Origin of the sequence: Actinoplanes lobatus, from assembly GCF_014205215.1 — a bacterium.
Taxonomy (GTDB): domain Bacteria; phylum Actinomycetota; class Actinomycetes; order Mycobacteriales; family Micromonosporaceae; genus Actinoplanes; species Actinoplanes lobatus.
Window position 1 is genome coordinate 9762525 of the sequence record NZ_JACHNC010000001.1, and the last position, 25363, is coordinate 9787887.

Below are 25363 nucleotides of genomic sequence, written 5' to 3' on the forward strand. Positions count from 1 at the left end.
GCATGGACATCGGTGTCGTCTTGCAGAACGACCCACCCGCGCGGGAGGTCGTCGAGTGGGCGAAGAAGGCGGAGGCGGCCGGCTTCAGTCACTTCTGGACCTTCGACTCGCACGTGCTCTGGCAGGAGCCGAACGTGGTCTACTCGGCCATCCTCGGCGCCACCGAGCGGATCGTGGTCGGGCCGATGGTCACCAACCCGGGCACCCGGGACTGGACGGTGACCGCCTCGACCTTCGCGACCCTCAACGAGATGTACGGCAACCGCACGATCTGTGGCATCGGCCGGGGCGACTCCGCGCTGCGGGTGCTCGGTCTCGCCCCGCAGACCCTGGGCCAGCTGCGCGAGAGCGTGCTGGCGATCAAGGGCCTGGCCAACGGGGAGAAGGTCACGGTCCGCGGTCAGGAGCTCCAGCTGGCCTGGGCCGCGGACAGCCGCCTCGAGGTCTGGGTGGCGGCCTACGGCCCGAAGGCCCTCGCCCTCACCGGGGAGGTGGGTGACGGCTACATCCTCCAGCTCGCCGACCCGGACATCGCCGAGTGGATGATCACGGCGGTGCGCAAGGCCGCGGTCCTCCACAAACGGGATCCGGACGCCATCAAGTTCTGTGTGGCGGCGCCCGCCTACGTCGGCGACGACCTGGCCCATCAGCGCGAGCAGACCCGCTGGTTCGGCGGGATGGTGGGCAACCACATCGCCGACATCGTGGGCCGCTACGGCGGTGACGGCCGGGCGGTGCCGCCGGCGCTGACCGACTACATCGCGGCCCGGCAGGGGTACGACTACGCCGAGCACGGGCGGGCCGGCAACACCCACACCTCGTTCGTGCCGGACGAGATCGTGGACCGGTTCTGTGTCCTCGGGCCGGTGGAGAACCACGTGAAGCGGTTGCAGGAGCTCCAGCAGCTGGGCGTCGACCAGTTCGCCGTCTACCTCCAGCACGACGCCAAGGAGCAAACCCTTTCGGCGTACGGCGAGCACGTCATCCCGGCGTTCCCGTGAGGCGGGTCCTCTCGGTGATCGCCGGGCTGGCCGTGGCCGCGCTGCTCTGGGAGGGCTACAAGGCGGCCGGCGATCCCGAGGGGACGGTGCTGTTCGGCGTACGGGTCCTGCCCCGCGCCGACGACCTCTCGATGCCCCATCTGTGGACCATCGGACAGCGGCTGGCCGATCCGGAGATGACCGGTGGCCGGCCGGTGTGGCTCGTGGTCCTCCAGGCCTGCCTGTTCACCCTCGGCATCACCGCGGCCGGGTTCGCCGCGGGCACGGTGATCGGGCTGGTCCTGGCCGCGGCCATGCAGCGGTTCCGGATCGTGGAGCGGGGGCTGCTGCCGTACGTCGTGCTCTCCCAGACCGTGCCGCTCGTGGCGCTCGCGCCGCTGATCGCCGGCTGGGGCGGCACCCTCATGCCGCCCTGGGCGACGGTCTCGGTGATCGCCGCCTACCTGGCGTTCTTCCCGGTCGCGGTGGGCATGCTGCGCGGGCTCCAGTCGCCGTCGGCCGCCGGGGTGGAGCTGATGCGCAGTTACGCCGCGGGATGGTGGCGCACGCTGGTGAAGCTGCGCTTCCCGGCGGCGCTGCCCTACCTCTTCCCGGCGCTGCGGCTGGCCGGCGCGGCCGCGGTGGTCGGCGCGGTGGTCGGTGAGATCTCCACCGGCACCCGGGGCGGCATCGGCCGCCTGATCATCGAGTACTCGCGGGAGGCCACCTCGGATCCCGCCAAGGTCTACACGGCCATGCTCGGCGCGGCCCTGCTGGGCCTGCTCGTCGCGGGCGCCGTGAGCCTCCTGGAACTGCCGCTGATGCGGCACCGGCGTCACGTGGAGGTGGCAACACTGTGAGTGAGCTGGCGAGCCCGGCCCCGGACGTCGTGCCGGCGCCGGAACGCGCGGCCTCGGTGGTCGTCGACAATGTCACGAAGGTCTTCAACCAGGGCCGCTCCGACGAGGTCCCGGCCCTGTCCGGCGTGAGCCTGACCGTGGGCGGCGGCGAGTTCGTGTCGCTGATCGGGCCGTCCGGCTGCGGCAAGAGCACCCTGCTGCGGCTGATCGCCGACCTGATCGAGCCGACCACCGGCACGGTCACCGTCGCCGGGCGGCCGGCCGCTCAGGCCCGCCGCGACCAGGAGTACGGCATCGCCTTCCAGCAGGCCGGCCTCTTCGAGTGGCGGACCGTCCGCCACAACGTCGAGCTGCCGCTGGAGCTGCGCGGGGTGTCCAGGGCCGAACGGCGGGCCAAGGCCGAGGAGATGCTGGAACTGGTCGGCCTGGCCGACTTCGCCGGGCACTATCCCGGTCAGCTCTCCGGCGGCATGCAGCAGCGGGTGGCGATCGCCCGTGCCCTCGCGGTCCAGCCGCCGCTGCTGCTGATGGACGAGCCGTTCGGCGCGCTCGACGAGATGACCCGGGAACGGTTGCAGTCGGAGCTGCTCGGCATCTGCGCCAAGACCGGGACCAGCACGGTCTTCGTCACCCACTCGATCTCCGAGGCGGTGTTCCTCTCCGGCCGGGTGGTGGTCATGTCCGCCCGGCCAGGACGGATCACCGCGTCGATCGAGGTGGAGCTGCCGTCGCGGGACGAGGCCGGGCGGCAGGCCCCGGCCTACTTCGAGAAGATCACCGAGGTACGACAGGCGCTGCGCTCATGAGCGAGCTTGCGAGCGAATCATCGAGCTCAGTTGTGTACTCATGGCGACGCCGGAGCGCAGCGGAGGTGGCGACATGAGGAAAATTCTGCCGCCGGTGATCGTCGGCGTCGTGGCCCTGCTCCTCTGGGAGCTGTTCGTGACGCTGGGCCGGGTCGCGCCGTTCATCCTGCCGGCGCCGTCGGCGATCGGGGCGCAGATCGTCGAGCAGCGGCGCAACATCGTGGAGGCGGCCCTGGCCAGCGGCGCGAACGCGCTGATCGGCCTGATCGGCGGCACCCTGGTCGCGGTGCTGGCCGCGCTCGCCGCCAGCCGGTTCCTGGTCCTCGGCGAGGTGTCGATCCCGTTCGCCGCGGTCCTCAACGCGCTGCCGATCATCGCCCTGGCCCCGATCCTCAACAACATGTTCGAGTCGACCAGCAGCGTCCCGCGGCGCCTGGTCACCGGCATCGTGGTGTTCTTCCCGGTCTTCCTGAACCTGCTGCGCGGGCTGCGCGAGGTGGATCCGGTCCACCAGGAGCTGATGCGCACGTACGCGGCGTCCGGCTGGACCTTCGCCCGCAAGGTCCGGCTGCCCGGCGCGCTCCCCCACCTCTTCACCGGCCTGCGGCAGGCGTCGTCGCTGGCCGTGATCGCCGCGGTCGTCGCCGAGTACTTCGGCGGGTTGCAGGACGGGCTCGGTGCGCGGATCACCTCCGCCGCGGCGCTCACCGCCTACCCCCGGGCCTGGGCCTTCGTGGCCGGCGCCTGCCTCCTCGGACTCACCTTCTACCTGGTCACGCTCCTGCTGGAGCGCCTGGCCATGCCGTGGAGGTCTATTCACGACCTACCTTGACCTGCACTTACCCGCAGGAAGGCACCTGGTCTTAACCGTCGTGAACAAACCTCCCAAAACAACGCCTTACAAGTTAGTTAGGGGTACGCGTTGAAGCTCTCCCGGATATTCCTCGCATCGGTTCTCGCACTGACCGCCTGCGGCACCGCCGATACCGCCACCACTCCGGCTCCGGGCGCGAGCGGCGCCCTGACCCCGATCACGTTGCAGTTGCAGTGGTTCTACCAGGCCCAGTTCGCCGGCTACATCGCCGCCGTGGACCAGGGCTTCTACAAGGAGCAGGGCCTGGACGTGACGCTGCTGGAGGGCGGCGTCGACATCGTCCCGCAGACCGTCCTGGCCCAGGGGAAGGCCGACTACGCGATCGCGTGGGTGCCAAAGGCGCTGGCCTCCCGCGAGCAGGGCGCCGGCATCACCGACGTGGGGCAGATCTTCGCCCGCTCCGGGACGTACCAGGTGGCCTGGAAGGACAGCGGCATCACCAAGGCCGCCGACCTCAAGGGCAAGAAGGTCGGCAACTGGGGCTTCGGCAACGAGTTCGAGCTGTTCGCCGGCATGACCAAGGCGGGGATCGACCCCGGTAGGGACGTCACCCTGGTGCAGCAGCAGTTCGACATGCAGGCGCTGCTGAAGAAGGAGATCGACGCCGCCCAGGCGATGAGCTACAACGAGTACGCCCAGCTGCTGGAGGCGAAGAACCCGGCCACCGGCAAGCTCTACACGGCCGACGACTTCGCGGTCATCGACTGGAAGACCGAGGGCTCCTCGATGCTCCAGGACGCGGTGTGGGCGAACACTCAGAAGCTGGACGATCCGGCGTACCAGCAGCAGACCGTCAAGTTCCTGACCGCCACGATCAAGGGCTGGGCGTTCTGCCGGGACAACCCGGAGAAGTGCCGTGACCTGGTCGTCGCGAAGGGATCCAAGCTCGGCAAGAGCCACCAGCTGTGGCAGATGAACGAGGTCAGCAAGCTGGTGTGGCCGGCCGCCGCGGGCGGGATCGGCACGATCGACGAGGCGGCCTGGAAGCAGACCGTGGAGATCTCGCAGACCACGAAGAACCAGACGGGCGACAGCGTGCTGACCAAGGCGCCGGAGGGCCTGGCCTACACGAACGACTACATCAAGCAGGCGATCGAGCAGGCCAAGGCCGCGGGCGTCGATGTCGAGGGGGCCGGTTTCCAGCCGGCCACGGTCACCCTCACCGAGGGCGGCGCCTGAGCTACTGGGACGACATGACGAGCCGGGCCGCGAGGGCGACCGTTGCCAGGTCGCCCTCGCGAAGCTTCTCGGCCGCGTTGGTCTCGCCCAGGGCCTCCAGCCGCAGCGCCGACGCGTCGATCAGGGCGTCCTCCCCGGCCAGAAGGCGGCGGGCGACCCGCACCTGAACCGGGTCCAGGTCGGCGTACGCGCACTTGTCCAGCGCCTCGACCGTCTCGTCGTCGAGCCGGCCGGCCATCGCCCGCTCGGTGATCACCTGGAGCAGCCAGCTCGGCCACCAGTTGTACTTCCCGACGATCTGGCCGGAACGGAGCGCGACGGCCGGTTCGAACCCGGCGGCCAGCATCTTGACCGCGAGATCGGTGTCGAATCGTTCCATCCGCAGCGCGCCCACGAAGGCCCGCAGGACCTTCTGCGTCGGCACGAACGCCTCGGCCGCGAACGCCGCCTCCCCGAAGCGGCCCAGCAGAAGATGACAGGTCGCGCGCGCCTCGGCGACCATCGACGAATCGCCGGATTTGTCCTCGATCCGGTCGAGGGTGGCGACCAGCCGCTCGGCGCTCTTGGCGGCGCGCTCGGCCAGCTCCCCGCTCTCCGGCTTGTTGAGGTGCCGGACCATGACCTCGGTGGCGATCTCCGCTTCCCGTCGCAGCAGCTGCGAGGCGATGTTCGGGTTGATCAGCTCACCCAGACCCTCGGTGAGGTGCGCGGTGTCGAACCGCTCGGAGGCCTCTGGGAACTGCTCCCACCACGACGCCGGATGTCTCTGCTGGGGTTCTGTCACGCACCAAGCGTGACCTACCGATTACGCTCCGGCAATCATTTTGGCCAGGTGAATGCGTGGTCAGCTTCACCGCGCCGTCTGCTCAACCAGGGCGGACGGGTTCAGCAGCCCCGCTTTCACGATCGCCCGGCTCAGCGGCCGGGTCAGCGAGGCGAGCCGCAGGCACCCCTGTTCGCCGATCGCCCGGTAGGCCGCCTCGGCCACCGCGTCGGTCCGCTCCTCGATGTGCGCCCGCAAGGCCGCACCGGCATCGGTGAGCCCGTCGTCGCCGTACAGGCCGCTGCGCCGCAGGTCGTCCTCGGCCTCGGCCCACTGCTCACGGCTCCACCCCCGGGTGGCCCGCAGGAACCGGCCGTCGATCTCCCCGCTTGCCGCGTGCATGACGATCGCGTCGAGGCCGCTGACCCCGTTGGCCAGCAGCGCCGCCACGTGCCCGTCGCCCCGGAACTCGCGGAGCAGCATCTGGGCGTGGAACAGCACCAGGTGCGGCGCCTCCGGCCAGGGCAGCGCGGCGTGGACGGCGAACAGCGGGCGGCCGTGCGGCAGCCGGGTGGCCGCCTCCGCCGCCGTACGGGCCAGCCCGGCCGCCTCGGCCATCTCCGGGCCGGCCAGCACGTCCGCGCCCAGCCCGCGGGTCAGGGCGACGTCGGCGGCCTCCAGCCGGGCCTGGATCAGCTGCTCGGGGCTCGCCCTGGCCCACGCGGCGGGCAGCGCGCGAGCGACGCGGGCCGGGTTGAAGTTGTAGAAGGTGGCGGCCACGATCTCCGGCCCCACCGGCCCGAACGCGGCCCCGCGGGACGCGAAGTAGCCGTCCATCGGGCTCAGGCCCAGCTCCGCGTACCGTTCGAAGGTCTCCGGCACGAAGTAGACCATCGAATGCAGCGGCTCGGTGACCCGCCAGGCGAGTCGGTACGGGCTCTCGGTCACGGTTCCCACGGCAGCTCCTCGGCGTGGACGGTGTCCCCGGGGCCGACCGCCCCGGAGTGGCGCGGCGCCGGCCGCGCCGCCACCGTATGCCATCGGCCGGATCGACGGGACGCCTCACGGACCACGAGATGCACCGGCAGCGGCGGTGGCGGGAACGGGCCGGCGCCCCAGCGCACCCAGATCGCCAGCCGGCCGGCCGCTGCCTCGGCGAGGAGTTTGTCGACGGTGCGCTGCCGGTCCAGCCGGTCCACCTCGATCGCCAGCGGCGGACCGCCCGGGCGCGCGCAGGCCACGTCCAGGACCGAGTGGCCCCGCAGCGGCGCGGGCAGCGGGAAGACGCTCGGCGCCCGCCGGTAGACCCGCCAGCCCTGGGCGGCGGCCCACTCGGCGACCGCGTCCACGATCCGGGCGGTCGCCTCGGTCTCCGGCAGGTCGGCGAAGGTCACCCGCTCCAGCCAGCCGGCGAGCGACCGGGCGGTCGACGTGCCCTCGTCAGAAAAGCTCACGCCGTACGATATCGGGGGTTTATGCGGCGATCTTGACCCGCCGGGCGGCGAGAAGCGCGGTGAGCTGCTCGGCCGGCATCGGCCGGCCCAGGTGGTAGCCCTGGCCGACGGTGTAGCCGAGCCGGAGCAGCCGGTCGGCCTGCTCCTGGTTCTCGATGCCCTCGGCCACCGTCTCCAGGCCGAGCGCGCCGGCGAGCTGGGCCACGGCCCGGGCCACCGCCTGCCGCGCGTCGGCGGCCGGGGTGCCGGGCTCGTCGAGTTCGACGCCGTCGACGAACGACTTGTCCAGCTTGACGATCGCCGCCGGGAAGGCGCGCAGCAGGCTCAGCGACGACTCGCCGGTGCCGAAGTCGTCGAGCGCCAGGCGCACCCCGGAGTCGTGCAGCTCGTGCAGCACCCGCAGGACGTGCTGGCCGCGCAGCACCGCCGACTCGGTCAGCTCCAGGACCAGACGGTCGGCGGGCAGCCCGTGGCCGGCGAGCGCCGCCGCCACGTCGGCGACGAAACCGGGGTCGTGCAGCTGGCGCACCGACACGTTGGGCGCCACCTTCTCGAGCGCGTCCGGACCGAACTCGGCCAGCCACGCGGCCCCCTGCCGGCACGCCTCCCGCAGCACCCAGCGGCCCAGCGGAACGATCAGCCCGGTACGTTCGGCGGCCGGGATGAACTCGGCCGGCGACACCATGCCCCGCGTCGGGTGCTCCCACCGGACCAGCGCCTCCACCCCGACGATCCGGCCGTCGCCGAGGTTCACGATCGGCTGGTAGTGCAACCGGAACTCACCGGCGTCCAGGGCCCGGCGCAGGTCGCCGGCGAGCTGGGCGTGCGCCTGGGCGGGCCGTTCCATGCCGTCGGCGTACCGGATCCAGTTGGCCCGGCCGCGCTGCTTGGCCGCGTACAGGGCGGCGTCGGCCTGGCGCAGCAGGGCACCGGCGGCGGCGCCGCGCGACCCGGTGGCCAGGCCCGCGCTGAACTGGACCAGCAGCCGCTGGTCGCTGATCGGCACGGCGGTCGCCCCGGCCACCCGTTCGGCCACCGCCTCGCCGTCGGCCGGACCCGGCAGCAGCACCGCGAACTCGTCGCCGGCCAGCCGGGCCACCACCGACCCCGGCCCGGCCGCGTCGCTCAGCACCGCCGCGAACGCGACCAGCAGCCCGTCGCCGGCGTCCTGACCGAGCGAGTCGTTGACCGAGTTGAACTCGTCCAGGTCGGCGAGCAGCACGGTGGCCGGCCCGGTGGCCAGCGCCTCCTCCAGCCGCTGCCGGAACAGGGCCCGGTTCGCCAGCCCGGTCAGCGGGTCGTGGGACGCCTGGTGCCGCAGCCGCGCCTCGGACTCCTGCCGCTCCCGCAGCAGCCGGGTGTTCTCCCGGAAGGTCACGTACTGGCGGACCGCGACCAGGGCGGTGACCAGCACCGCCGCGGACACCACGAGGACGCCCTCCCAGGCGCCCGGCGCCCAGTGCCAGCGGCGGATCAGCACGTCGGCGACCGGCAGGTCGACCGCCGCGATCGCCAGGTAGGGCAGCCACACATTGGCGGGACGGCCCGGCCCGGCGGTGGCGGTCAGCTGACGGCGGGCGCCGACGGCGACCAGCGTGCCGCCGACCGGCAGCACCAGCGCATGGCCGGCCAGCAGGCCCTGGTGGCCGCCGAGCACCGTGAGCAGCGCCGCGACGGCCGCCACCAGCCCGATCATGGCGACCAGGCGCACGGCGGCCCGGTCCACCGGACCGCCCGCGATGTACGACACCTTGGTGATCGCCCCGGCCGCGAACATGCACGCCAGCACCAGCAACACCAGCGCCTGCGGGGACCACGGCTCGGGCGCCGAGTACATCGGGGCGACCCCGAAGTGCCACAGCAGGGTGGCACAGCCGAGGAAGGCGATGGTCCGGTCCAGCCACTGTTTGCCGCGCTCGTAGCCGGTGGTCACACCGACCGGGACCTGGCCCACGGCCCACATCGCGACCAGTACGCCGAAGCCGATCAGGGCGGCGCCGGCCACCGGCATCGTGGGCAGTACCGGGGCGGTCCAGAAACCGGCCACGGCCTGCAGGGCGAAGCCGGCCACGAACAGGGAGCTGCTGATCTGCAACAGCAGCCAGAAACGGCGCCCGGCGGGAGCCATCGGCACGGCACGCCGCAGCGATCGCACCGACAGCCCGCCGAGCGTCATCGACACCGGCAGGAACAGGTAGCCGATCGCGAGGGTGCCGGGGCTCGACACCTCCCATGCCACGTACCAGAGGATGCCCAGCAGGCAGGTGAGACCGGTGGCGAACACGTAACGCCTCATGACGCGTACTCCCGGGTGCGCTGCTTCTCCTCGTACATCCGCAGGTCCGCGGCGTTGAGCAGGTGATCCGGGTCGGCGGACGGCCCGACGGCGACGCCGATGCTGGCGCCCACCCGCAGCGGCCGCCCGGCGATCTCGAACGGCCGTTCCAGCACCGTCCGCAGTCCGGCGGCGATCCGCTCGGCGCTCTCCACCCCGGTGGCCAGCACCGCGAACTCGTCGCCGCCCAGCCGGGCCGGCACGTCGTCCGGACCGGAGCACTCGCGCAGGCGGTCCGCCACATGCCGCAGCACCGCGTCGCCGGCGGCGTGCCCGTACGTGTCGTTGATCTGTTTGAAGCCGTCCAGGTCGATCAGCAGCACCGCCGCGTCACCGGACCGCCCGGTCACGGCCGCGGTGAACTGGCGCCGGTTCGCCAGCCCGGTCAGCTCGTCGTGGCCGGCCTGGTAGCGCAGCCGCTCGTGCAGCTCCCGGGACTCGGTCACGTCCCGCGCGTTGCACACCACACCACCGATGCCGCGCTCGTGGGTGAGGTTCATCGCGACCACCTCCAGCCAGCGCCACGAACCGTCGGCGTGCCGGTACCGCCCCTGGTAGGTCAACTCGGCTCCCGGCGTCGAGTACAGCGTGGTCAGGTCGGCGGCCAGGGCCGCACGGTCGTCGTGGTGCAGGATGTCCAGCGAGTTGCGGCCCAGCGCCACCGACGCCGGCACCCCGAGCACCCGCTCGACCGCCGGGCTCACGTAGGTGAAACCGGCGTCCGGCGCCGCGATCGAGATGACCTCGGAGGAGTGCAGCAGCAGGGCGTTCAACCGCTGCTCACGGTTACGGATCCCGACCAGCAGGGAGTCGTTCTCGGCCAGCGCGAGAACCTGCCGGCCGATCACCAGGGCGACGTTCACCAGCAGCCCGGCCAGCGCGCCCCAGGCGCTCAGCCCGAGACCCGCCGTGGTCAGCACGATCACCAGGGCCACGGCACAGAGGATGGTCCCGGTGTACGGGAGCACGCCGAACCGGCCGCGCAGGGTCCGGTCCAGCCAGCGCCGGCCGTCCAGGCCCTCGGCGCCGCGCAGCGACTGGACCCGCGGTCCGGCCAGGACCATCAGCATCGGAGCGAGGGTCAGCGCCATCTGGGTGCCGGGAGCCCCGGCGCTGCCGCTGGGCAGCAGGATGCCGCCGAGCGCCTGCACCACGGTGGCCGCCACGATCGGCACCGCGGCCGACCCGGCCAGCGGCGCCTCCCCGGTCAGGCTGGAACGCACCGTGACGAAGACCGCGCAGAGCACCAGCCCACAGCCGAATACCGCGACGGCGTACACCTCGACGCCGGGATCGGGCAGACCCGGGCGCGTCACCAGGCACCAGGCCACCGACACCGCGGCGGTGTTGACGATCGCGGTGTCCAGCAGCATCCGGATCCGCCGGCCGCGCGGCTGGCCACGCGTCCGGTATTGCAGCAGCGCCACCGCGCTGACCAGGACGACGCCGCCGATCGCCCCCGCCGACTGCGCCGGATGGAACACCAGGTGGTCGATGCCGGGGTCGGACAGGGTGGCGTAGAGCTGCACCAGGTCGCCGGTGAGGAAAATCAGCGCGGCGACGGAGAGGGCGCACCAGAAGCGGTTGGCGTGGGGCGGCAGATCCAGGGTGCGGTGCACCCGGCGGGCCGACCAGAACAGCAGCAGGTCCAGCACCAGGGCGATCAGCCAGCCGGCGATCAGCTTGGGCCGGGGCTCGCCGGGGCTCAGGACGAGCCCACCCAGCACGAGCGCGCCGCCCACGGTCAGAGCGATCAGCACGGGGTCGCGCCGCAACAGCATGCCATCTCCCGTCAGTGCTCCGGTCCCGCACCGGTTGCCATCGGCCGACCGGGCGCGGGCATTAGCAGAAGACGGTGACCGGTACGCCCCGGCTTGTCATGGCGGTGGGGCGCACCGGTCACCGGGGTCTCACTGCTCGGGGGTCTCGGAGGCCTCGGGCTCCTCCGGGGCCTCGGTAACCTCCTCGGACGGCGTCGCGCTGGGTGACTCGGTCGGCTCGACCGTCGGCGACGTGGTCGGCGTGGCGGACGGCGACGACGGGGCCGGGGTCGGCTTCGCCTTCCTACCGGTCGCCTGGATCTTGCCGGCGGTGTAGGCCGTGTCGGCGCGGGTGCCGGTGATCGACACCTTGTTGCCGGCGCTCAGCCCGGCCACCGTGACCTTCTTGCCGTTCAGGATGATCCGGGCGCCCGCCGGGACGGTCATCGTCACGGTCTTACGACGGACGTCCCTGGTGCCGCTCTTCGCGGCCACCGTGATCGTGCCGGCCGACGCGTCGACCTCGGTGATCGTGCCGGAGGCCTGGAAGCCGATCTTCTTCGGCGCCTTGGTGGGCCTGGTCTTGGTGGGCTTGGCCTTCGTGGGCTTGGCCTTCGTGGGCTTCGCCGCGGCGGGCTTCGTCTCCCTCGGCCCCTTGGCGGCCGAGGCGGTGGCCGACGAGCTCTCGGCGTACGCGACCCCGCCGATACCGACAGCGGGAACGGTGACGGCCGCGACGATGGCGACGGCGACGGCGGTACGGCGCATGCGCATCTGAAATGAACTCCTCAGCTCGGGGGGAGTCACCACTGTGGGCAGCACCGGGTTCAGGTTGGTTGGCCTACCGGTTGCCGCACGGTTGCATCCATTGGGCCCACGGCACACCGGCACGGGTTGACATGCCCGACCCACTGGGCGAATGTCCTGGGATGCACGAAGTTTGGCCGGCCCCCGACATTCTCCTGGCCTCCCGGTACCGCCTGGTCACCCTCCTCGAGACGGGTGGCATGGCACAGGTCTGGCGAGCCGCCGACGAGCTGCTGGACCGTCCGGTCGCGGTCAAACTGCCGGCCGGCGACACCCGCGCCGCACACCTGGCCTGGCGGGAGGCCCGGCTCGCGGCCCGGCTCTCCCATCCCGGGATCGCGGCCGTCCACGACTACCGGGAGGCGGTCCGGCCGGACGGCTCGGTGGCGCCGTTCGTGGTGATGGAGCTGCTCGACGGCGAGACCGTGGCGGCCCGGCTGTGCGACGCAGGCGGCCCCATGCCGTGGGGCGAGGCCGTGTCGATCGGCACCGCGGTCGCCGAGGCGCTGGCCGCCGCGCACGCCGCCGGGGTGGTGCACCGCGACATCAAGCCGGGCAACGTGATGCTGTGCCCCGGCGGGGTCAAACTCCTCGACTTCGGCATCAGCGCCGCCGCCGGCGAACCCGACGACGACGAGACCGGCGTCAGCTTCGGCACACCGGCCTACGCGGCCCCGGAGCGCCTGGACGGCAAACCGGCCGAACCTGCCACCGACCTGTACGGACTGGGCGTGCTCCTGTTCGAGATGGTCACCGGGGAGCCGCCGTACGACGTCAACACCTGGGAGGAGCTGGCCCTCGCCCAGGCGAACGGCCCCACTCCCCTGCCCGAGGCCCTCCCGGCCCGGCTGCGCGAGCTGATCCTGCGCTGCCTCGACGAGGACCCGCTGCGCCGCCCCACCGCCGCGCAGGCGCGCCGCGTGCTGTCCCGGCTGATCCCGTCCGCCCCGGCCCGGCTCACCATCCCGCTGCCCGGCCGGCCACCGACCGGCCTGGCCCGCGTGCTCCCCACCCCGGCCGCCGCCTCCTCCCCGCTGCCGCGCCGGCTCGCCGTCGGCGCCGCCCTGGCGGTCACCGCCATCGCCTTCATCGCTGTGATCAACGCGGTCGGCGACTCCCAGCAGGAGGCCGAGTTCGCCCAGCCGCCCAGCGGCGCGCCCACCACCACGGCGCCGGTCGAGTCCGCATCCACGGCGCCGCCCGCGCCGCCGCCGGCGACCTCGGCCACGACCCGCCCCAGCCCCACCGCCACACTGACCGTCGACGTGGCCCTCAGCCGGGTCCGCGCCGCCGTCGAACGAGGCGAGGACCGCGGCGAGATCCGCCCCGACGTGGCGCTCGACTTCATGAACCTGCTGCGCCTCATCGACCCGGATTCCGAAGCCGACATCACCGGCCAGGTCGACCAGCTCACCCGCAAGGTCCGCGAGCGCCTCAACGAGGGCGGCATGACCGAAACCCAGGCCGCCGTCCTCCAGCAGCGCCTGGCCGACCTCCGAGGCCTCCTGACAACCACATGACCGGCCTTACCACGGGGCGGTCAAGCTGAGCTGGACGGCGGTGCACTCAGCGTCCCCGCAAAACGCCGCCGGTGTCGAGGCAGCTGATTTGCCGACGCCAGCGGTTTTTGCTGGCGGCGGGAAATCACCTGCCTCGACACCGGTTACAAGGCGTTTTGCCGCGGAGCGAAGCGCAGCAAAGCTAGCCCAGCGTTTTGCCGCGGAGCGAAGCGGAGCAATTAGGCACTACCGCGCAGGATCAGGCGGGTGGGCAGGACGGTCTCCCAGTCGGCGGGCTCCTCGCCGTCGATCTTGGTGAGCAGCAGGCGGACCATCTCCTGGCCCATCTGCTCGATCGGCTGGTAGACGCTGGTCAGCGGCGGATCGGTGTGCCGGGCGATGACCGAGTCGTCGAAACCGATCACCGCGACGTCCTGTGGGACGCGCCGCCCGGCCCGGCGCAGCACACGCAGCGCACCGGCGGCCATCATGTCGGAGGCGGCGAAGACCGCGTCGATGTGCGGGTACTGACTGAGCAGCCACTCCATCGCGGTGGCGCCGCTGAGCTCGCCGAAGTCGCCGCGGGCGGCCGGGCCGTCGCCGACGACGTCACGGTAGCCGTCGTAACGGGCGATACCCACGGCCATGTCGAGCGGGCCGGTGATCGTGGCGATGCAGCGCCGCCCCTGGTCACGCAGGTAGGTGACGGCCGCCCGGGCGCCGCCGCGGTTGTCGGCGTCGACGAAGCTGACCGGCTCGGGATGGAACGGCCGGCCGGCCCGGACGGTGGGCACGCCGCGTTCCTCGAGCAGGGCCGGCAGCGGGTCGTCGCCGTGCAGCGACAGCAGCAGGGCGCCGTCGACGTGCTGGCGGGTGAGGTAGCCCTCGAGCTGGCGCCGCTCCTCGGGCGCCTGCGCGATCATCAGGACCATCTGGAGGTTGCGCGCCACCAGCACGGACGAGATGGACTGCACGATACGGCCGAAGAACGGCTCGGCGAAGAACCGCTCCCCGGACTCGAAGATCACCAGGGCGATCGAATCGGTCCGCTGGGTGACGAGCGCACGGGCCGCCCGGTTCGGCACGTAGCCGAGCGCGTCGATGGCGTCCTGAACAGCCTGCCGCGCCTTCGGGCTGACCTGCGCCGACCCGTTGACGACCCGGGACACCGTCCCGCGGCCGACACCGGCCCGGGCAGCGACCTCTTCGAGGGTCGGCCGCCCGGTCGAGCGGCTCCGGTCCTCCCTCATCGTTTGACCGTCCTTTCCGCCACCTGAGATGTGCACGATTCCAGGTGCGCCCTGATGAGGGTAGCCCCCCAACCGAAAGTTACGGGAACTGTCCCCGCGACCGATCCGGAACCGTCGATCGACGGCTTCGGCCGGGTCGTCGACACATCCGCCCCGCCGGGCCGTTAACCTGTCCGGATGGCGGTCACCCTGGCGGATGTTGCCCGGCTCGCCGGGGTCTCCCCGGCGACCGTCTCCCGCGTCATCAACGACAGCGCGAAACGCGTCAACGAGGATCTCCGCGAGCGGGTCCTGGCCGCGGTGCGGCAGCTGCACTACGTGCCGAACGCGCACGCCCAGAACGTGGCCCGCCCCCGCAAGTCGGCGGTCGGTGTGATCGTGCACGACGTCTCCGACCCGTACTTCGCGGAGATCACTCGGGGCCTGCAACGCCAGGCCGGGGCGCACGACCGGCTGCTGGTGATCTGCAACAGCTACCGGGAGCCGGAGCGGGAGCTGGCGTATGTCGGGCTGCTGCGCGCCCAGCAGGTGCACGCGCTGATCCTGGCCGGCTCCGGCTACCACGACGACGCGTTCACCGAGCGGCTCAACGGCGAGCTGGACGCGTACCAGCAGGCCGGCGGCCGGGTCGCGGTGATCGGCCGGCACCGGCTGGTCGGCAGCGCGGTCCTGCCGGCGAACGAGGACGGCGCCCACGAGCTGGGCCTGCGCATCCTCGGTCTGGGTCACCGGCGGATCGGGGTCATCGCCGGGCCCCGCTACCTCACCACCACCACGGACCGCCTCACCGGTTTCCGCCGTGCCTTCGACGAGGCCGGGGTGGAGCTGCCGGCGTCCCGGCTGGTCTACTGCGACTTCACCCGTGACGGCGGCGCCCGGGCGACCGGGGCCCTGCTCGACGCCGAGCCCGGCCTGACCGCCCTGATCACGCTGAACGACTCGATGGCCGTCGGCGCCCTCGCCACCTTGCGCGAGCGCGGGGTCCGGGTGCCGGAGGACATCTCGGTGACCGGTTTCGACGACATGCCGATCGCCCGGGACGTCACCCCGGCCCTGACCACGGTGCGCCTGCCGCTGGTCGAGATGGGCGAGCGCGCGATGGCCCTGGCGCTCGGCGACGACACCGGCCCGCACAGCGAGCGCGCCGCGGCGGCCCTGGTGTGGCGGTCCAGCCTCACCGCGCCGGGCTCGTCCTGACCCGGCTCAGGAGTGGACGTGGGTGCGCTCGCCGTCGGGCGTGAGCACCGCGATGACCTCGGCCGGCCCGCCGCGCGCGCCGAAACTGTGCGGCGTCATGGTGGAGAACGACGCGGCCTCGCCGGTCTCGACGATGACGACGCGGTCGCCGAGCACCAGCTCGACCGTCCCGGAGAGCACGGTGAACCAGTCCCGCCCGGGATGCACCCGCAGGTCCTCGGGGCGCCGTGACGCGGGCCGGGTCACCCGCACCCGGGCCACGGTCAGCCCGGCGTGCTCGTGGTCGCCGCTCAGCATCCAGGTGGTGATGCCCCGCTCCGGATGGTGGTGCGGCTTGATCACCACGTCGTCGTTCTCCGTCTCGACGAGCTGGTCGAGGCTGGCGCCCAGCGCCCGGGCGATCGCGGTGAGCTGGTCGAGCCCGATCCGGCGGTGGCCGGTCTCGATCCGGCTCAGCGTGGACGGGCTCAGGTAGCAGCGGGCCGCCAGCTCGTCGAGGGACCAGCCCTTGGCGATCCGGAGCCCCCGGATGCGCGCCCGGACGAGGGCGTCAACCTCAGCGTCTTGCGTCATACGCAAGATTGTATGCGTGAGCCGCAAACCAGTTCTACAGTCGTCGTATGGCTCACGAACATCACCACCACGGCCACGGCCACGGCCACCACGGCCACGAGCACGGTGACGGATACGACCTGACCGAGATGCTCCTCCTGGACGCCGAGGTCACCGCCGCCCACCTCGCCGCGTTCACCGGCCGGATCGCCGAGCTGGCCGGGGAGGCCGCCGTCCATCGTGTCGTCGACCTCGGCAGCGGCACCGGGACCGGTGCGTTCGCGCTGCTCCGGCGCTTCCCCGGGGCCGTCGTCACCGCCATCGACACCGACGAGGGGATGCTGCGGCATCTCACCGAGAGCGCCGCCCGGCACGGCGTGGCCGACCGGATCCGCCCGCTGCACGCCGACGCCGGCGGCGGCCTGCCGGAGACCGGCGAGGCCGACCTGGTCTGGGCGTCGTCCTCGATGCACCACATGAACGACCCGGACCGGGTGCTCGCCGACATCCACGCCACCCTGCGTCCCGGCGGTCTGCTCGCGATGATCGAGATGGAGTCGATGCCCCGGTTCCTGCCCGACGACATCGGCATCGGCGCCCCCGGCCTGGAGGCGCGCTGCCACGCCCTCGCCGACGCGGCCAAGGCCGAGCACCTGCCGCACATGGGCTCCGACTGGCCGGCCCGGCTGCGCGCCGCCGGCTTCACCGTCCTCGACTCACGGGACCTGGTCGTCGACCTGGCCCCGCCGCTGCCCGCCCCGGCGGTCCGCTACGCGGTGGCCACGCTGAAACGGTTCCGGGCCGGCGTCGCCGAGCGGCTCTCGGCCGAGGACCGGGAGACGCTCGACACGCTGCTCGCGAAGGACGAGCACGTCCTCCGGCATCTTCCCGGCCTGTCGGTGCACAGCACCCGCTCGGCCTGGATCGCCACACCGGCCTAGGGTCCGTCCTGCCGACCGGGGACCGGCCGCGATTCGTCAGGCGGTCGCCGTCTCGGCGGCGCGCTCCTCGATGAGCGTCTTGATCCGGTCGGCCTGGACCCGGCTCTTGATCCCGGTCACGGCCTGCACCTTGTACCGGCTCAGCCGCCCGGTGCTGCGCAGGTGCTCGAACAACTCGGCCCCGTGCACCTCCAGCAGGTCCTCGTCGCTGGCCGGCCGGACACTCTGCGGGCGCGGCAGCAGGTGTGCCCACGGCTGGACGCTGCCCGGCCCCGGCATCCCGCTCAGCGCGAGGACGTAGTCGCTGATGAAGGCCCGGATCGTGGCCTCGTCGAGCCGGGGCGCGCTCGGAGCGAGCAGCTCGGCCAGTTCGTCGGAGTCGAGCGGCTGCCCCTCCGGGAGCTCCTCCTCCAGGGCGGTACGCAGATCGGCCAGAGCCGCGTGCCACGCCTCCGACCCGGGCGGCACGGCGGCCGCGGCGGGCAGGAAGTCCCGCCACGGGTACGCCGACTCGACGTGCTCCCCGTCCAGCTCCCGCACGTACTCGTTGATGAACGTCCGGACCACGCCCTCGCCCAGCTCCGAAACCCGGGGCGCCAGCTTGCGGGCCAGCTCGTTGATCCGCAGGTAGTTCATCTCCGGCAGGTCCTCGGCGGTGATCTCCTGGGCGACCATCTTGCTGAGCCGGTCGACGGCGAGCCGCCACCAGGGCGAGCCGGCGATGCTGACGGCCGGACGGGCGCCGGTCGGGGTGGCCGCCCAGGCCGGCTGCGGGGCGGGCGCCGGGGAGACCGGGACCACCGCGGTGACCGCATCGCTCCGATCGACCGGGCCGCGCTGGACCGGCACCGTGACCGTCGCGACCGGGAAGGCCGCTTCGGGCTCGGGCAGCGTCTCTTCCGCCTCCACGGAAGCCGCCACGGAAGCCGCCGCAGGCGCCTCCACGGAATCCGGCTCCGCGGGGGCCGGCAACGAGGGGGCCGGCACCGCGGGATCCGGCTCGACCGGCTGGACGAACCGGACCGGCTGCACCGACGGCACGGCCGGAACCGAGGGGGCCACGGCCGGATCCACCTGCCCGGCCGGCGCGGGACCGTCCGGGATCGCCTCGGCCGCGGGCCCCGAAGCCCCGGCGGAGAGCAGCGCGGACGCGGAGGGCGCGGTGACCGCCGGCACGCCGGCGGCGGCCGGGACCCGGATCCGCACCGCCCCCGGAACCAGCAGGTCCATCACCCGCTGGATCCGGGCCAACTGCTCGACGACCTCCTCGACGACCGGCTCCCCCGCGGTCCGGGCGTCCTTGAGCAGCCGGGACCGCCACCACGGCTTCGGGAACCGGCCGGCGCTCACCCGGTGGTAGTTGACGACCATCCGGCGCACCTGTCGCTCGGCGGCCATCCGTACCAGATCGGGGTCGTCGTCCGGGATGAGCCAGCCCCACCGCTCGGCGAGCCGCCGCGGGCTGTAGGCGAAACGCCCGCGGCGGACCCGCTGCCCGGCCGCGGTGAGCGCCGCCCACCACATCAGGAAGATCATGCAGGGTACGGCGAGGCGCAGCAGTTTCTCGGTGAAGGTGGCCGCGTTGCTGGCCACGATGACACCGGAGAGCCCGGCGATCAGCGCCGCGATGTAGAGCATCGCCCCCGGATGGCCGGGGGTGACGATGGTGCCGTCGCTCGCGTAGACGGAGGTGCGCCGGTACTGCTCGGCGGCCAGCGAGGTGGCGGTGAGGAAGCAGATCTCGAAGACCGCGAACACCAGCACCGCGAAGATCTTCGGCAGGTTCAGCTGGTCGATCGCGATGACCCACATGCCCTCGGCGTTGAGCAGCAGCGCCAGGTTCATGCTGAAGGCCAGGGCGAGCGGGCGCAGCGGCTTGCCGGTCCGCTTGGCCCAGATGCCGAAGCTGATCAGCAGGATGACCCCGAGCAGGCCGCCGGCCAGCAGGACCAGGGCGGCATAGTCCCCCCAGAAGTCCGCGATCAGGTCGTTGAGCTGCTTCACGATCGAACGCCTTTCGATGCGGCCGGGAGGTACTCGTCGAGCGCCGCGGCGATCAGCGCGGAGCGGTTGCCGGTAGTGTGCCGTCGCCGGCCGGAGCGCTGGGCCGGGAAGATCGTGATCGGGTCCGTACTCCCCATGACGGCACCTCCCCTGTGCGCCCGCTGTCTACCACGCCCGTGTCACGGCTTCGGTGCGCCACGCGGCGCATGAGGCTATCCGATGGTGAGGTCCCGGGGCGATCACACCCCCGGCCGGAGTGGAGTGGCGGGCGGCGGGTGATCAATTTACGGTCGTGGGATCGACGGTGGTCGGGTGCCGGGAGGAGTAGCGGTCGATGGTCTTGAGGTGGGCGGTCGTGGCGGCCGCTGCCGTCGTGGTGATCCTGCTCTGTGTGGCGGTGGTGGCCGTCTGGCAGCGACCCCGGCGGGTGACCGCCGAGGCGGACGAGATGGTGGCCGACGTGGAGGCGGTCCGGGCGGCGGCCGGCCGGGCGGTCCGGGCGGCGGACGAGGCACGGCACCGGGCCGAGTACGCGGCAGGCGTTCGCGACCGGGCCGAGGACCGCTACCTGGAGGCGCGCTGGGAGTCCCGGGTGGCCACCGCCGACGAGACGCAGATGCTGGTGCAGCGGGCGGCGCTGGCCGCCTACCGGCGCGGCGAGCTGACGGTGGAGCAGCTCAACGGCATCTGGCAGCACGCCGGCCCGCCGGCCGACCAGGTCGACGACGACCGGGTCCGGGTGGCCCGCCGCGCCTATCTGGACGCGGTGTCGGAGACCGTCCAGGTCCGCGAGGCGGCGCACGTGGCCGCGGTCGCCGCCGAGGTCCTGGTCGAGGAGGCCCACAACGTCGAGCGGGACGCCATCGAGGCGCGGGTGGAGCACGAGGCCACGTCCGGGATCAACGGACTGTTCACATCGGACGGCCCGGAGGGGATCACGCCGGCCTGATCCGGCATGATCACCTCACCATGACCGAAACCCGGGCGATTCTCCGCTCCGCGCTCCCCCTGTACGTCACGATGGCCGTCTCGTCGGCGAGCGCGCTGGTCAGCACCGCACTCCTGGGCCGTCACGGCACCGCCTCCCTGGCCGCGTTCGCGGTCGCCGCCGCGGTCTACGTGCCCGTGGTCACCGCGGTGTCCGGGGTGATGCGCGGCATGATGCCCTATGTCACCGCGGCGCACGACGACCCGGCGGCGCTCCGGCGGGTGCTGGGCAGCGGCCGGGTGCTCGGTCTCGGGATCGGTGGCTGCGGGGCTCTCGTGGTGCTGGCCACCCCGGCGGTCGCCCGGGCGTCCGGGGTGGACGGTGCGGCGGTCGACGGTCTCGGCCCGCTGCCGCTGCTGCTGGCCGCCGCGGTGCTCGCCCAGTCGGCGGGCGCCTCGGCGAGTTCCGCGCTGGTCGCCCTGGACCGCGGGAAGCTGGTGATGTGGGCGGGCCTGTCCGGCACGGCGGTCACGGTGCTGCTGTCCGCGCTGCTGACGCCGCGGACCGGGGTGGTCGGTGCGGGCATCGCGATGCTGGCCTCCGCGGTCGTCGTCGCGGTGGTGGCGCGGGCCGGGCTGCACCGCAGGACCGGCCGGCCCGGCCGCCCGGACCGCCGGGAGATCGTCACCCTGGCCCGGACCGGCCTGCCGATGGCCGGGACGGTGCTGGTGAAGTTCGCGGTCCTGAGCGTCCTGACGTTCGCGGCGGCCCGGCTGGGCGCCGCGCAGGCGGCCGCACACGGCATCGGCGAGACCCTGGTCAACCTGATCTTCACGGCCGCCGTGGCGCTCGGCCAGGCCACGGTGCCGCGGGTCAGCGCCGGCGCGTACCGGGCGGCCCGGACCGCCGCCGTCCTGGCGCTGATCGGGACCGGGACGCTGGCCTGTGTCCTGATCGCCGCCGGCCGCTGGATCGTCCCGGTGTTCAGCTCCGACCCGCAGCTGCGGCCGGACGTGGTGGTGCTGCTGCCCCTGGTCGGGTTCGCCGTGGTGACCGACGCGCTCCAGGCCGTCTACGGGTTCGCGCTGCTCGGCCTGCGCAACACCCTGCCGAGCCTGTTCTGCACGCTGGTCTTCTTCGGCCTGCTGGCGGCGGTGGCCGTCCCGGCCGCCGAGCACGGCGGACTGCCGCTGCTCTGGACCGCGCTCGGCCTGGCGAACCTGTCCCAGGCCGCGGCCAAGGCGTACTTCTACAACCGCGCCGCCGGAAAGGCACGGGAACGGCCCGGCCGCCAGAGGCAGCCGGGCCGTTCCGTCGATCGAACTGGCTAATTCACTTGTTCAGGTTGCAGGCGGACAGGCCCTCGGCGTTCAGGTCCGGCTTGGCGGCGTTGCGGCCGATCGCCGTCTCCATCCGGTTGATCGCCGCGAACCGCTTGTCCTTCAGCGGGCCGAGGATCGCGTTGTTGATGAAGTTCACGCCACCCTGGAAGGCCGTGCTCTTGATCCGGGCGTTGGCCTCGTTGATCTGGGTCTGCAGCAGGGCCAGGTTCTGGTTGACCTCGTTCGCGGCCTGCGCCGGGATCGCCACGTTGATCACGACGGCCGGGCAGTCCACCTGCGCGGTGCCGTCGTTGATGCCGACGTTGCCGGTGTTCCGGCTGGCCGCGGCCTGGTTGTTGCCGTTGTTCCCGGCGTTGCCGTTGTTCGCCGGGGCCTGCGTGGTCGGGGCCGCGGTCGGCGCGGCCGCGGCGCCACCGCCGGCGGCGTTGAGCGAGCAGGTCGACAGGCCCTCGGCGTTCAGGTCCGGCTTGGCGGCGTTACGGCCGATCGCCGTCTCCATCCGGTTGATCGCCGCGAACCGCTTGTCCTTCAGCGGGCCGAGGATCGCGTTCTGGACGAAGTTGGCGCCGCCCTGGCCGACCGAGCTCTTGAGCCGGGCGTTCGCCTCGTTGATCTGGGTCTGCAGCAGGGCCAGGTTCCGGTCGATCTCGGCCTTCGCCTGCGCCGGGATCGCCACGTTGATGACGACGTCCGGGCAGACGATCGTGCCGACGTTCCCGACCGCGGCGGCGCCGGCCGACACCGAGGCGGCGGGCACACTGGTCGGCTCCGGCGAGGCGTTGCCGCCGCCGTTGGTGTTCAGCGAGCAGCCCGACAGGCCCTCGGCGTTCAGGTTCGGCTTGGCGATGGTCCGGCCGATCGCCGTCTCCATCCGGTTGATCGCCGCGAACCGCTTGTCCTTCAGCGGGCCGAGGATCGCGTTCTGGATGAAGTTCGCGCCGCCCTGTCCCTGGGTGGTGCGGATCCGGTTGTTGGCCTCCTGGATCTGCGTGTTGAGCAGTTGCAGGTTGCGGGCGATCTCCGCCTGGGCCTGCGCCGGTACGGCGCCGAGCTTGTCCGCGACCGTGGGGCAGTTCACCGTCGGGACGGCGGTGTCGGCCGCGGCCGCGACGCCGAGCCCCACACCGACCAGGGCCACCGCGACACCCGCAACACCGGCCACACGCCAGCGCTTCGCTCCGGCCGACGAGCCCTTCGCGTAGCTCCGGTACCGCTTCATCTGCGTGCCTTCCTGTCGAACCGCTCTCTCGACCGGTCCATACGGGAACGCTCCCAACGGCGGATCACCAAAGATGCGAATAAAGAAAAACTTAAGGTTCGAGGGGCTGCACTCTTAAGGCTCTTACCAGACGAGTCGGCCCCTACCAGCTGAAAGTCTCCTCGGCGCCGACGCTCGTGGCCCGGGCGCGCAGCGTGCCGTACGCCCGTCCCCGGAACGTGACCTCGGCGGAAACCCATCGCCGGGTGTCCCGGGCGTAGAACGAGAAGTTCCCGCCGGGCTCCCGGTTGGAGTAGTACCGCTCCCACCCGCCGACCGTCTCGGACTGGGCGCGCAACAGCCCGTACCTGGCGCCGGCGTAGTCCAGCTCGGCGGAGACGAAGTCGTTGTTGGCCTGTGCCCGGATCCGGGTGACGCCCGAGCCGGTGTCCCGGCAGACGATGAACCTCTCCCACGGGCCGACCGAGGTCGCCCGGGCACGCAACGCCCCGTAGAAGGGGCCGTCCCAGCCGATCTCGGCGGAGACGTACCGGCCGTTGGCCGCGGATCTGATGGTGATGTCGCGCCAGCAGGGCACGTCGGGTGATCCGGTCGCGGCGGCCACCTCACGCCGCATCCGTTCCAGGGCGGGCGCGCCGGCGCCCGGGGCCACCGGGACCGCACCGGCGGGCGCGGAGGGCGCCACGAACGGGAGGAGACCGGCCGCCATCACCGCCGCCGCGCAGCGGGCAGCACTGTTCATGAGGATCACCCTCGAATTGCGGAATCGCCGGGAAGCAGACGCCCGCCAGCGTAGCCCAGCCCATTCCGCGATTCGGCGCGATCGGCGGAGGACCCGGCCGGGGAAGCCGAAAACCCCGGCCGGGAGACTTCCGTCAGATCCTTCCGGCACCCGCCCAGACATTCACCAGAACCGGCACCGCGACGGTCGGCGTGACCGGGCCGGCCCGCAGCGCCGGGGTCCAGCCGGCGTCCGTGCCGAGGTCCGGGTCGTGCGTGGCGTTGTACTCGCCGAGCAGGTTGACCTCGCCTACCGGGCCGGTTCCGACCCTGGTCAGCGTGCCGATCTCGGTGATCGCCGTGCCGCCCCAGTCGTAGACGAAGTCGTCGAGGGCCAGGTCGGCGCTGCGCAGCAGGAAGTTGTTCTCCGCGTAGATCGCCGATTGGACGCCGACACCCCACGAATACGAATAGGTGTCCTCATCGGTCATGTAGTAGTAGTTGTTGAATACGTCGACCTGGCCGAACCGCACCCGCGGAACGCGCTGCCCGACATTGGCGAAACGGTTGTGGTGGATGGTCACGCGCAGTTTCCCGACATCCGCGCCGACGGTGTTGGTGGAACCGATCAGCATCGTCTTGTCGTGCTCCTGGAACACATTCCAGGAGATGGTGACCAGATCGGACGCCCGGATCACGTCGAGCGCGCCGTCGTGCACCTGGTACGGCCGCCCGTAGTACAGCGGCTGGTTGGCGTCGACGTTGTTCCCGTCGCTGAGCGTGTTGTGGTCGGCCCACACGTGCGTCGCCCCGGTCAGGGTGATCAGGTCGTAGGCGGAGTTCCAGTTGCCCGCCGACCCGTCGGTGGGGTCCCACGCCGGGAAGCAGTCCGCCGCGTCCTCCATCCGCAGGTTTCGCACGATGACGTTGTCCACGTTGGAGATCAGCAGGTTGGTGCCGACCAGGCGGGCGTTCGGCAGCCCGTAGATGGTGGTGTTGGCGCCCACCTTGAGCTGCATCCGGGCGGCCTGGGTGCGCGCCGACCGGACCCGGGCCTCCTCGAGCGGCCCGGAGGGCTTGCTCGCCCGGCCCCACACGGCCGGGTCGTAGGCGGCCAGGTAGGCGTCCAGGCTGTACGCCGGGTCCGCGTAGTCGGCGCAGGTCAGGGGATTGCCCGCGTCGTCCACATTGGTGTTGATGGTGCCCTTGACCAGCACGATCCGCGGGGTCGGATCGGTGCCTGCGGCCAGGGCGGCGGCCAGTTCGGCACGGTTGCGCACCACGAAGACGTGCGCGTCGTCGGCCGCGGAGCCACCGGTGGTCCCGGTGGTGGCGGCCGCCCACCCGTCGTTCGCGGGCAGGGTCTGCCGCGCGAGCACCGGGACGGCGGGCGGGGCGGCGGAGGCGGGGATGGTGGCGACGCCGGCGGTGAGGACCACGCCGAGCGCCGCCGCGAGAGCGGTTCGCACGACCCCGGCCCTACTCGACCGGTTCCAGGTGCATCCAGACGAAGGCCAGCGGGCCCTCGCCCCGGCTGATCAGGTGGTGGTCCTCCTCCGGCTCGATCAGGATCGCGTCACCGGCCTCGAACTTGTCCACCACCTCGCCCTCGATCTCGATCTCGCCCCGTCCCTGCACGATGTAGAACACCTCGGGGATCGGGTGCGTGTGCCGCCCCGGCCCGTCGTGCGTGCGATGGTTGCGGTCCGGATAGATCCGGAACCCGCCACGGTCGGTCACATGTCCGGGCAGGACGTTGGTGAATCTCGGCCCCTGATCCCCGGTGTCGAGATCGGCGAAGCTCAACTTGCGCATGGCGTTCCTCCTTTCAGATCTTTTTTCGTACGGGCTGAGCAGCCCGCAACCGCAGCCGCACCTCCCCGTGGCGCCCG

At 72.3% G+C, this 25363-nt stretch carries 24 protein-coding genes; 10 read left to right on the forward strand and 14 right to left on the reverse strand.

The genetic code is table 11. From position 1 onward, the window contains the following. Positions 1–2: 2 nt before the first annotated feature. From BJ964_RS44345 to BJ964_RS44365, 5 genes are all read left to right on the forward strand, one after another. Positions 3–1001, forward strand: a complete 999-nt coding sequence (locus BJ964_RS44345) for a TIGR03842 family LLM class F420-dependent oxidoreductase (protein WP_188126256.1) — start codon at positions 3–5, stop codon at positions 999–1001. Further along, the gene (locus BJ964_RS44350; protein WP_188126257.1) at positions 998–1840 is read left to right on the forward strand and encodes an ABC transporter permease; all 843 of its coding nucleotides are present in this window, start codon (positions 998–1000) and stop codon (positions 1838–1840) included. The genes BJ964_RS44345 and BJ964_RS44350 overlap by 4 nt, the downstream gene beginning before the upstream one ends. Then, positions 1837–2646, forward strand: coding sequence for an ABC transporter ATP-binding protein (locus tag BJ964_RS44355; protein ID WP_229807139.1), 810 nt, complete (start codon positions 1837–1839; stop codon positions 2644–2646). The genes BJ964_RS44350 and BJ964_RS44355 overlap by 4 nt, the downstream gene beginning before the upstream one ends. A 73-nt stretch (positions 2647–2719) precedes the next feature. Then, positions 2720–3478 carry an ABC transporter permease gene (locus BJ964_RS44360; protein ID WP_188126258.1) on the forward strand — a complete coding sequence of 253 codons (759 nt, stop codon included), beginning with the start codon at positions 2720–2722 and terminating at the stop codon, positions 3476–3478. Between the two features lie 90 nt (positions 3479–3568). Beyond that, positions 3569–4699 (forward strand): ABC transporter substrate-binding protein, encoded by a 1131-nt coding sequence (locus BJ964_RS44365; protein ID WP_188126259.1) that lies wholly within the window; start codon positions 3569–3571, stop codon positions 4697–4699. A 1-nt stretch (position 4700) separates the two neighbouring features. Here BJ964_RS44365 and BJ964_RS44370 read toward each other — a convergent pair whose 3' ends face one another. From BJ964_RS44370 to BJ964_RS44395, 6 genes are all read right to left on the reverse strand, one after another. Continuing rightward, entirely contained in the window at positions 4701–5483 is a 783-nt protein-coding gene (locus BJ964_RS44370; RefSeq protein WP_188126260.1) for a hypothetical protein, read from the reverse strand. 66 nt (positions 5484–5549) lie between these two features. Beyond that, a complete protein-coding gene (locus tag BJ964_RS44375) occupies positions 5550–6419 on the reverse strand; it encodes an SCO6745 family protein (protein ID WP_229807138.1) in 870 nt (289 codons plus the stop codon). After that, positions 6407–6916: a hypothetical protein gene (locus BJ964_RS44380; protein ID WP_188126261.1), complete on the reverse strand. Its 510-nt coding sequence runs from the start codon at positions 6914–6916 to the stop codon at positions 6407–6409. The genes BJ964_RS44375 and BJ964_RS44380 overlap by 13 nt, the downstream gene beginning before the upstream one ends. Before the next feature lie 19 nt (positions 6917–6935). Further along, a complete protein-coding gene (locus tag BJ964_RS44385) occupies positions 6936–9212 on the reverse strand; it encodes a putative bifunctional diguanylate cyclase/phosphodiesterase (protein ID WP_188126262.1) in 2277 nt (758 codons plus the stop codon). Next, on the reverse strand, positions 9209–11032 hold the full coding sequence (locus tag BJ964_RS44390) for a diguanylate cyclase domain-containing protein (RefSeq protein WP_188126263.1): 1824 nt from the start codon (positions 11030–11032) through the stop codon (positions 9209–9211). The genes BJ964_RS44385 and BJ964_RS44390 overlap by 4 nt, the downstream gene beginning before the upstream one ends. 129 nt (positions 11033–11161) lie before the next feature. Further along, positions 11162–11785 carry a hypothetical protein gene (locus BJ964_RS44395; protein ID WP_188126264.1) on the reverse strand — a complete coding sequence of 208 codons (624 nt, stop codon included), beginning with the start codon at positions 11783–11785 and terminating at the stop codon, positions 11162–11164. A 155-nt stretch (positions 11786–11940) separates the two neighbouring features. Here BJ964_RS44395 and BJ964_RS44400 point away from each other — a divergent pair, with 155 nt between their 5' ends. Continuing rightward, entirely contained in the window at positions 11941–13338 is a 1398-nt protein-coding gene (locus tag BJ964_RS44400; protein WP_188126265.1) for a serine/threonine-protein kinase, read from the forward strand. Positions 13339–13556: 218 nt separating this feature from the next. Here the strand turns inward: BJ964_RS44400 and BJ964_RS44405 are convergent, their stop codons facing one another. After that, positions 13557–14567 (reverse strand): LacI family DNA-binding transcriptional regulator, encoded by a 1011-nt coding sequence (locus BJ964_RS44405; RefSeq protein ID WP_188126266.1) that lies wholly within the window; start codon positions 14565–14567, stop codon positions 13557–13559. Between the two features lie 177 nt (positions 14568–14744). Between BJ964_RS44405 and BJ964_RS44410 the strand changes: the two genes are divergently transcribed. Continuing rightward, positions 14745–15764, forward strand: coding sequence for a LacI family DNA-binding transcriptional regulator (locus BJ964_RS44410; RefSeq protein WP_188126267.1), 1020 nt, complete (start codon positions 14745–14747; stop codon positions 15762–15764). A 6-nt stretch (positions 15765–15770) separates the two neighbouring features. On the opposite strand, the gene BJ964_RS44415 is transcribed toward BJ964_RS44410, so the two are convergent. Further along, positions 15771–16337 carry a helix-turn-helix domain-containing protein gene (locus tag BJ964_RS44415; protein ID WP_188126268.1) on the reverse strand — a complete coding sequence of 189 codons (567 nt, stop codon included), beginning with the start codon at positions 16335–16337 and terminating at the stop codon, positions 15771–15773. Between the two features lie 47 nt (positions 16338–16384). Here BJ964_RS44415 and BJ964_RS44420 point away from each other — a divergent pair, with 47 nt between their 5' ends. After that, complete coding sequence (locus tag BJ964_RS44420) at positions 16385–17257, forward strand: class I SAM-dependent methyltransferase (protein ID WP_188126269.1); 873 nt, start codon at positions 16385–16387, stop codon at positions 17255–17257. Positions 17258–17293: 36 nt separating this feature from the next. On the opposite strand, the gene BJ964_RS44425 is transcribed toward BJ964_RS44420, so the two are convergent. Both BJ964_RS44425 and BJ964_RS44430 read right to left on the reverse strand, forming a co-directional pair. Beyond that, positions 17294–19261, reverse strand: a complete 1968-nt coding sequence (locus tag BJ964_RS44425; protein WP_188126270.1) for an MFS transporter — start codon at positions 19259–19261, stop codon at positions 17294–17296. Next, a complete protein-coding gene (locus tag BJ964_RS44430; RefSeq protein ID WP_188126271.1) occupies positions 19258–19398 on the reverse strand; it encodes a hypothetical protein in 141 nt (46 codons plus the stop codon). The genes BJ964_RS44425 and BJ964_RS44430 overlap by 4 nt, the downstream gene beginning before the upstream one ends. Before the next feature lie 197 nt (positions 19399–19595). Here BJ964_RS44430 and BJ964_RS44435 point away from each other — a divergent pair, with 197 nt between their 5' ends. After that, a complete protein-coding gene (locus tag BJ964_RS44435; RefSeq protein ID WP_188126272.1) occupies positions 19596–20210 on the forward strand; it encodes a hypothetical protein in 615 nt (204 codons plus the stop codon). A gap of 20 nt (positions 20211–20230) precedes the next feature. After that, positions 20231–21520, forward strand: coding sequence for an MATE family efflux transporter (locus BJ964_RS44440; RefSeq protein WP_188126273.1), 1290 nt, complete (start codon positions 20231–20233; stop codon positions 21518–21520). 1 nt (position 21521) lies between these two features. Here the strand turns inward: BJ964_RS44440 and BJ964_RS44445 are convergent, their stop codons facing one another. From BJ964_RS44445 to BJ964_RS44460, 4 genes are all read right to left on the reverse strand, one after another. Then, positions 21522–22751 carry a hypothetical protein gene (locus BJ964_RS44445; protein ID WP_188126274.1) on the reverse strand — a complete coding sequence of 410 codons (1230 nt, stop codon included), beginning with the start codon at positions 22749–22751 and terminating at the stop codon, positions 21522–21524. A 142-nt stretch (positions 22752–22893) separates the two neighbouring features. After that, positions 22894–23493: a fascin domain-containing protein gene (locus tag BJ964_RS44450; RefSeq protein ID WP_188126275.1), complete on the reverse strand. Its 600-nt coding sequence runs from the start codon at positions 23491–23493 to the stop codon at positions 22894–22896. Positions 23494–23626: 133 nt separating this feature from the next. Continuing rightward, entirely contained in the window at positions 23627–24940 is a 1314-nt protein-coding gene (locus BJ964_RS44455; RefSeq protein WP_188126276.1) for a pectate lyase family protein, read from the reverse strand. 10 nt (positions 24941–24950) lie between these two features. After that, the gene (locus BJ964_RS44460; protein WP_188126277.1) at positions 24951–25286 is read right to left on the reverse strand and encodes a cupin domain-containing protein; all 336 of its coding nucleotides are present in this window, start codon (positions 25284–25286) and stop codon (positions 24951–24953) included. Between the last annotated feature and the right edge of the window lie 77 nt (positions 25287–25363).

Coding starts and splice junctions, on each gene's coding strand:
- BJ964_RS44345 (WP_188126256.1), top strand. CDS start 3: ATGGACATCGGTGTCGTCTTGCAGAACGACCCACCCGCGCGGGAGGTC.
- BJ964_RS44360 (WP_188126258.1), top strand. CDS start 2,720: ATGAGGAAAATTCTGCCGCCGGTGATCGTCGGCGTCGTGGCCCTGCTC.
- BJ964_RS44385 (WP_188126262.1), bottom strand. CDS start 9,212: ATGAGGCGTTACGTGTTCGCCACCGGTCTCACCTGCCTGCTGGGCATC.
- BJ964_RS44390 (WP_188126263.1), bottom strand. CDS start 11,032: ATGCTGTTGCGGCGCGACCCCGTGCTGATCGCTCTGACCGTGGGCGGC.
- BJ964_RS44395 (WP_188126264.1), bottom strand. CDS start 11,785: ATGCGCATGCGCCGTACCGCCGTCGCCGTCGCCATCGTCGCGGCCGTC.
- BJ964_RS44400 (WP_188126265.1), top strand. CDS start 11,941: ATGCACGAAGTTTGGCCGGCCCCCGACATTCTCCTGGCCTCCCGGTAC.
- BJ964_RS44405 (WP_188126266.1), bottom strand. CDS start 14,567: ATGAGGGAGGACCGGAGCCGCTCGACCGGGCGGCCGACCCTCGAAGAG.
- BJ964_RS44410 (WP_188126267.1), top strand. CDS start 14,745: ATGGCGGTCACCCTGGCGGATGTTGCCCGGCTCGCCGGGGTCTCCCCG.
- BJ964_RS44415 (WP_188126268.1), bottom strand. CDS start 16,337: ATGACGCAAGACGCTGAGGTTGACGCCCTCGTCCGGGCGCGCATCCGG.
- BJ964_RS44420 (WP_188126269.1), top strand. CDS start 16,385: ATGGCTCACGAACATCACCACCACGGCCACGGCCACGGCCACCACGGC.
- BJ964_RS44430 (WP_188126271.1), bottom strand. CDS start 19,398: ATGGGGAGTACGGACCCGATCACGATCTTCCCGGCCCAGCGCTCCGGC.
- BJ964_RS44435 (WP_188126272.1), top strand. CDS start 19,596: ATGGTCTTGAGGTGGGCGGTCGTGGCGGCCGCTGCCGTCGTGGTGATC.
- BJ964_RS44440 (WP_188126273.1), top strand. CDS start 20,231: ATGACCGAAACCCGGGCGATTCTCCGCTCCGCGCTCCCCCTGTACGTC.
- BJ964_RS44445 (WP_188126274.1), bottom strand. CDS start 22,751: ATGAAGCGGTACCGGAGCTACGCGAAGGGCTCGTCGGCCGGAGCGAAG.
- BJ964_RS44450 (WP_188126275.1), bottom strand. CDS start 23,493: ATGAACAGTGCTGCCCGCTGCGCGGCGGCGGTGATGGCGGCCGGTCTC.
- BJ964_RS44460 (WP_188126277.1), bottom strand. CDS start 25,286: ATGCGCAAGTTGAGCTTCGCCGATCTCGACACCGGGGATCAGGGGCCG.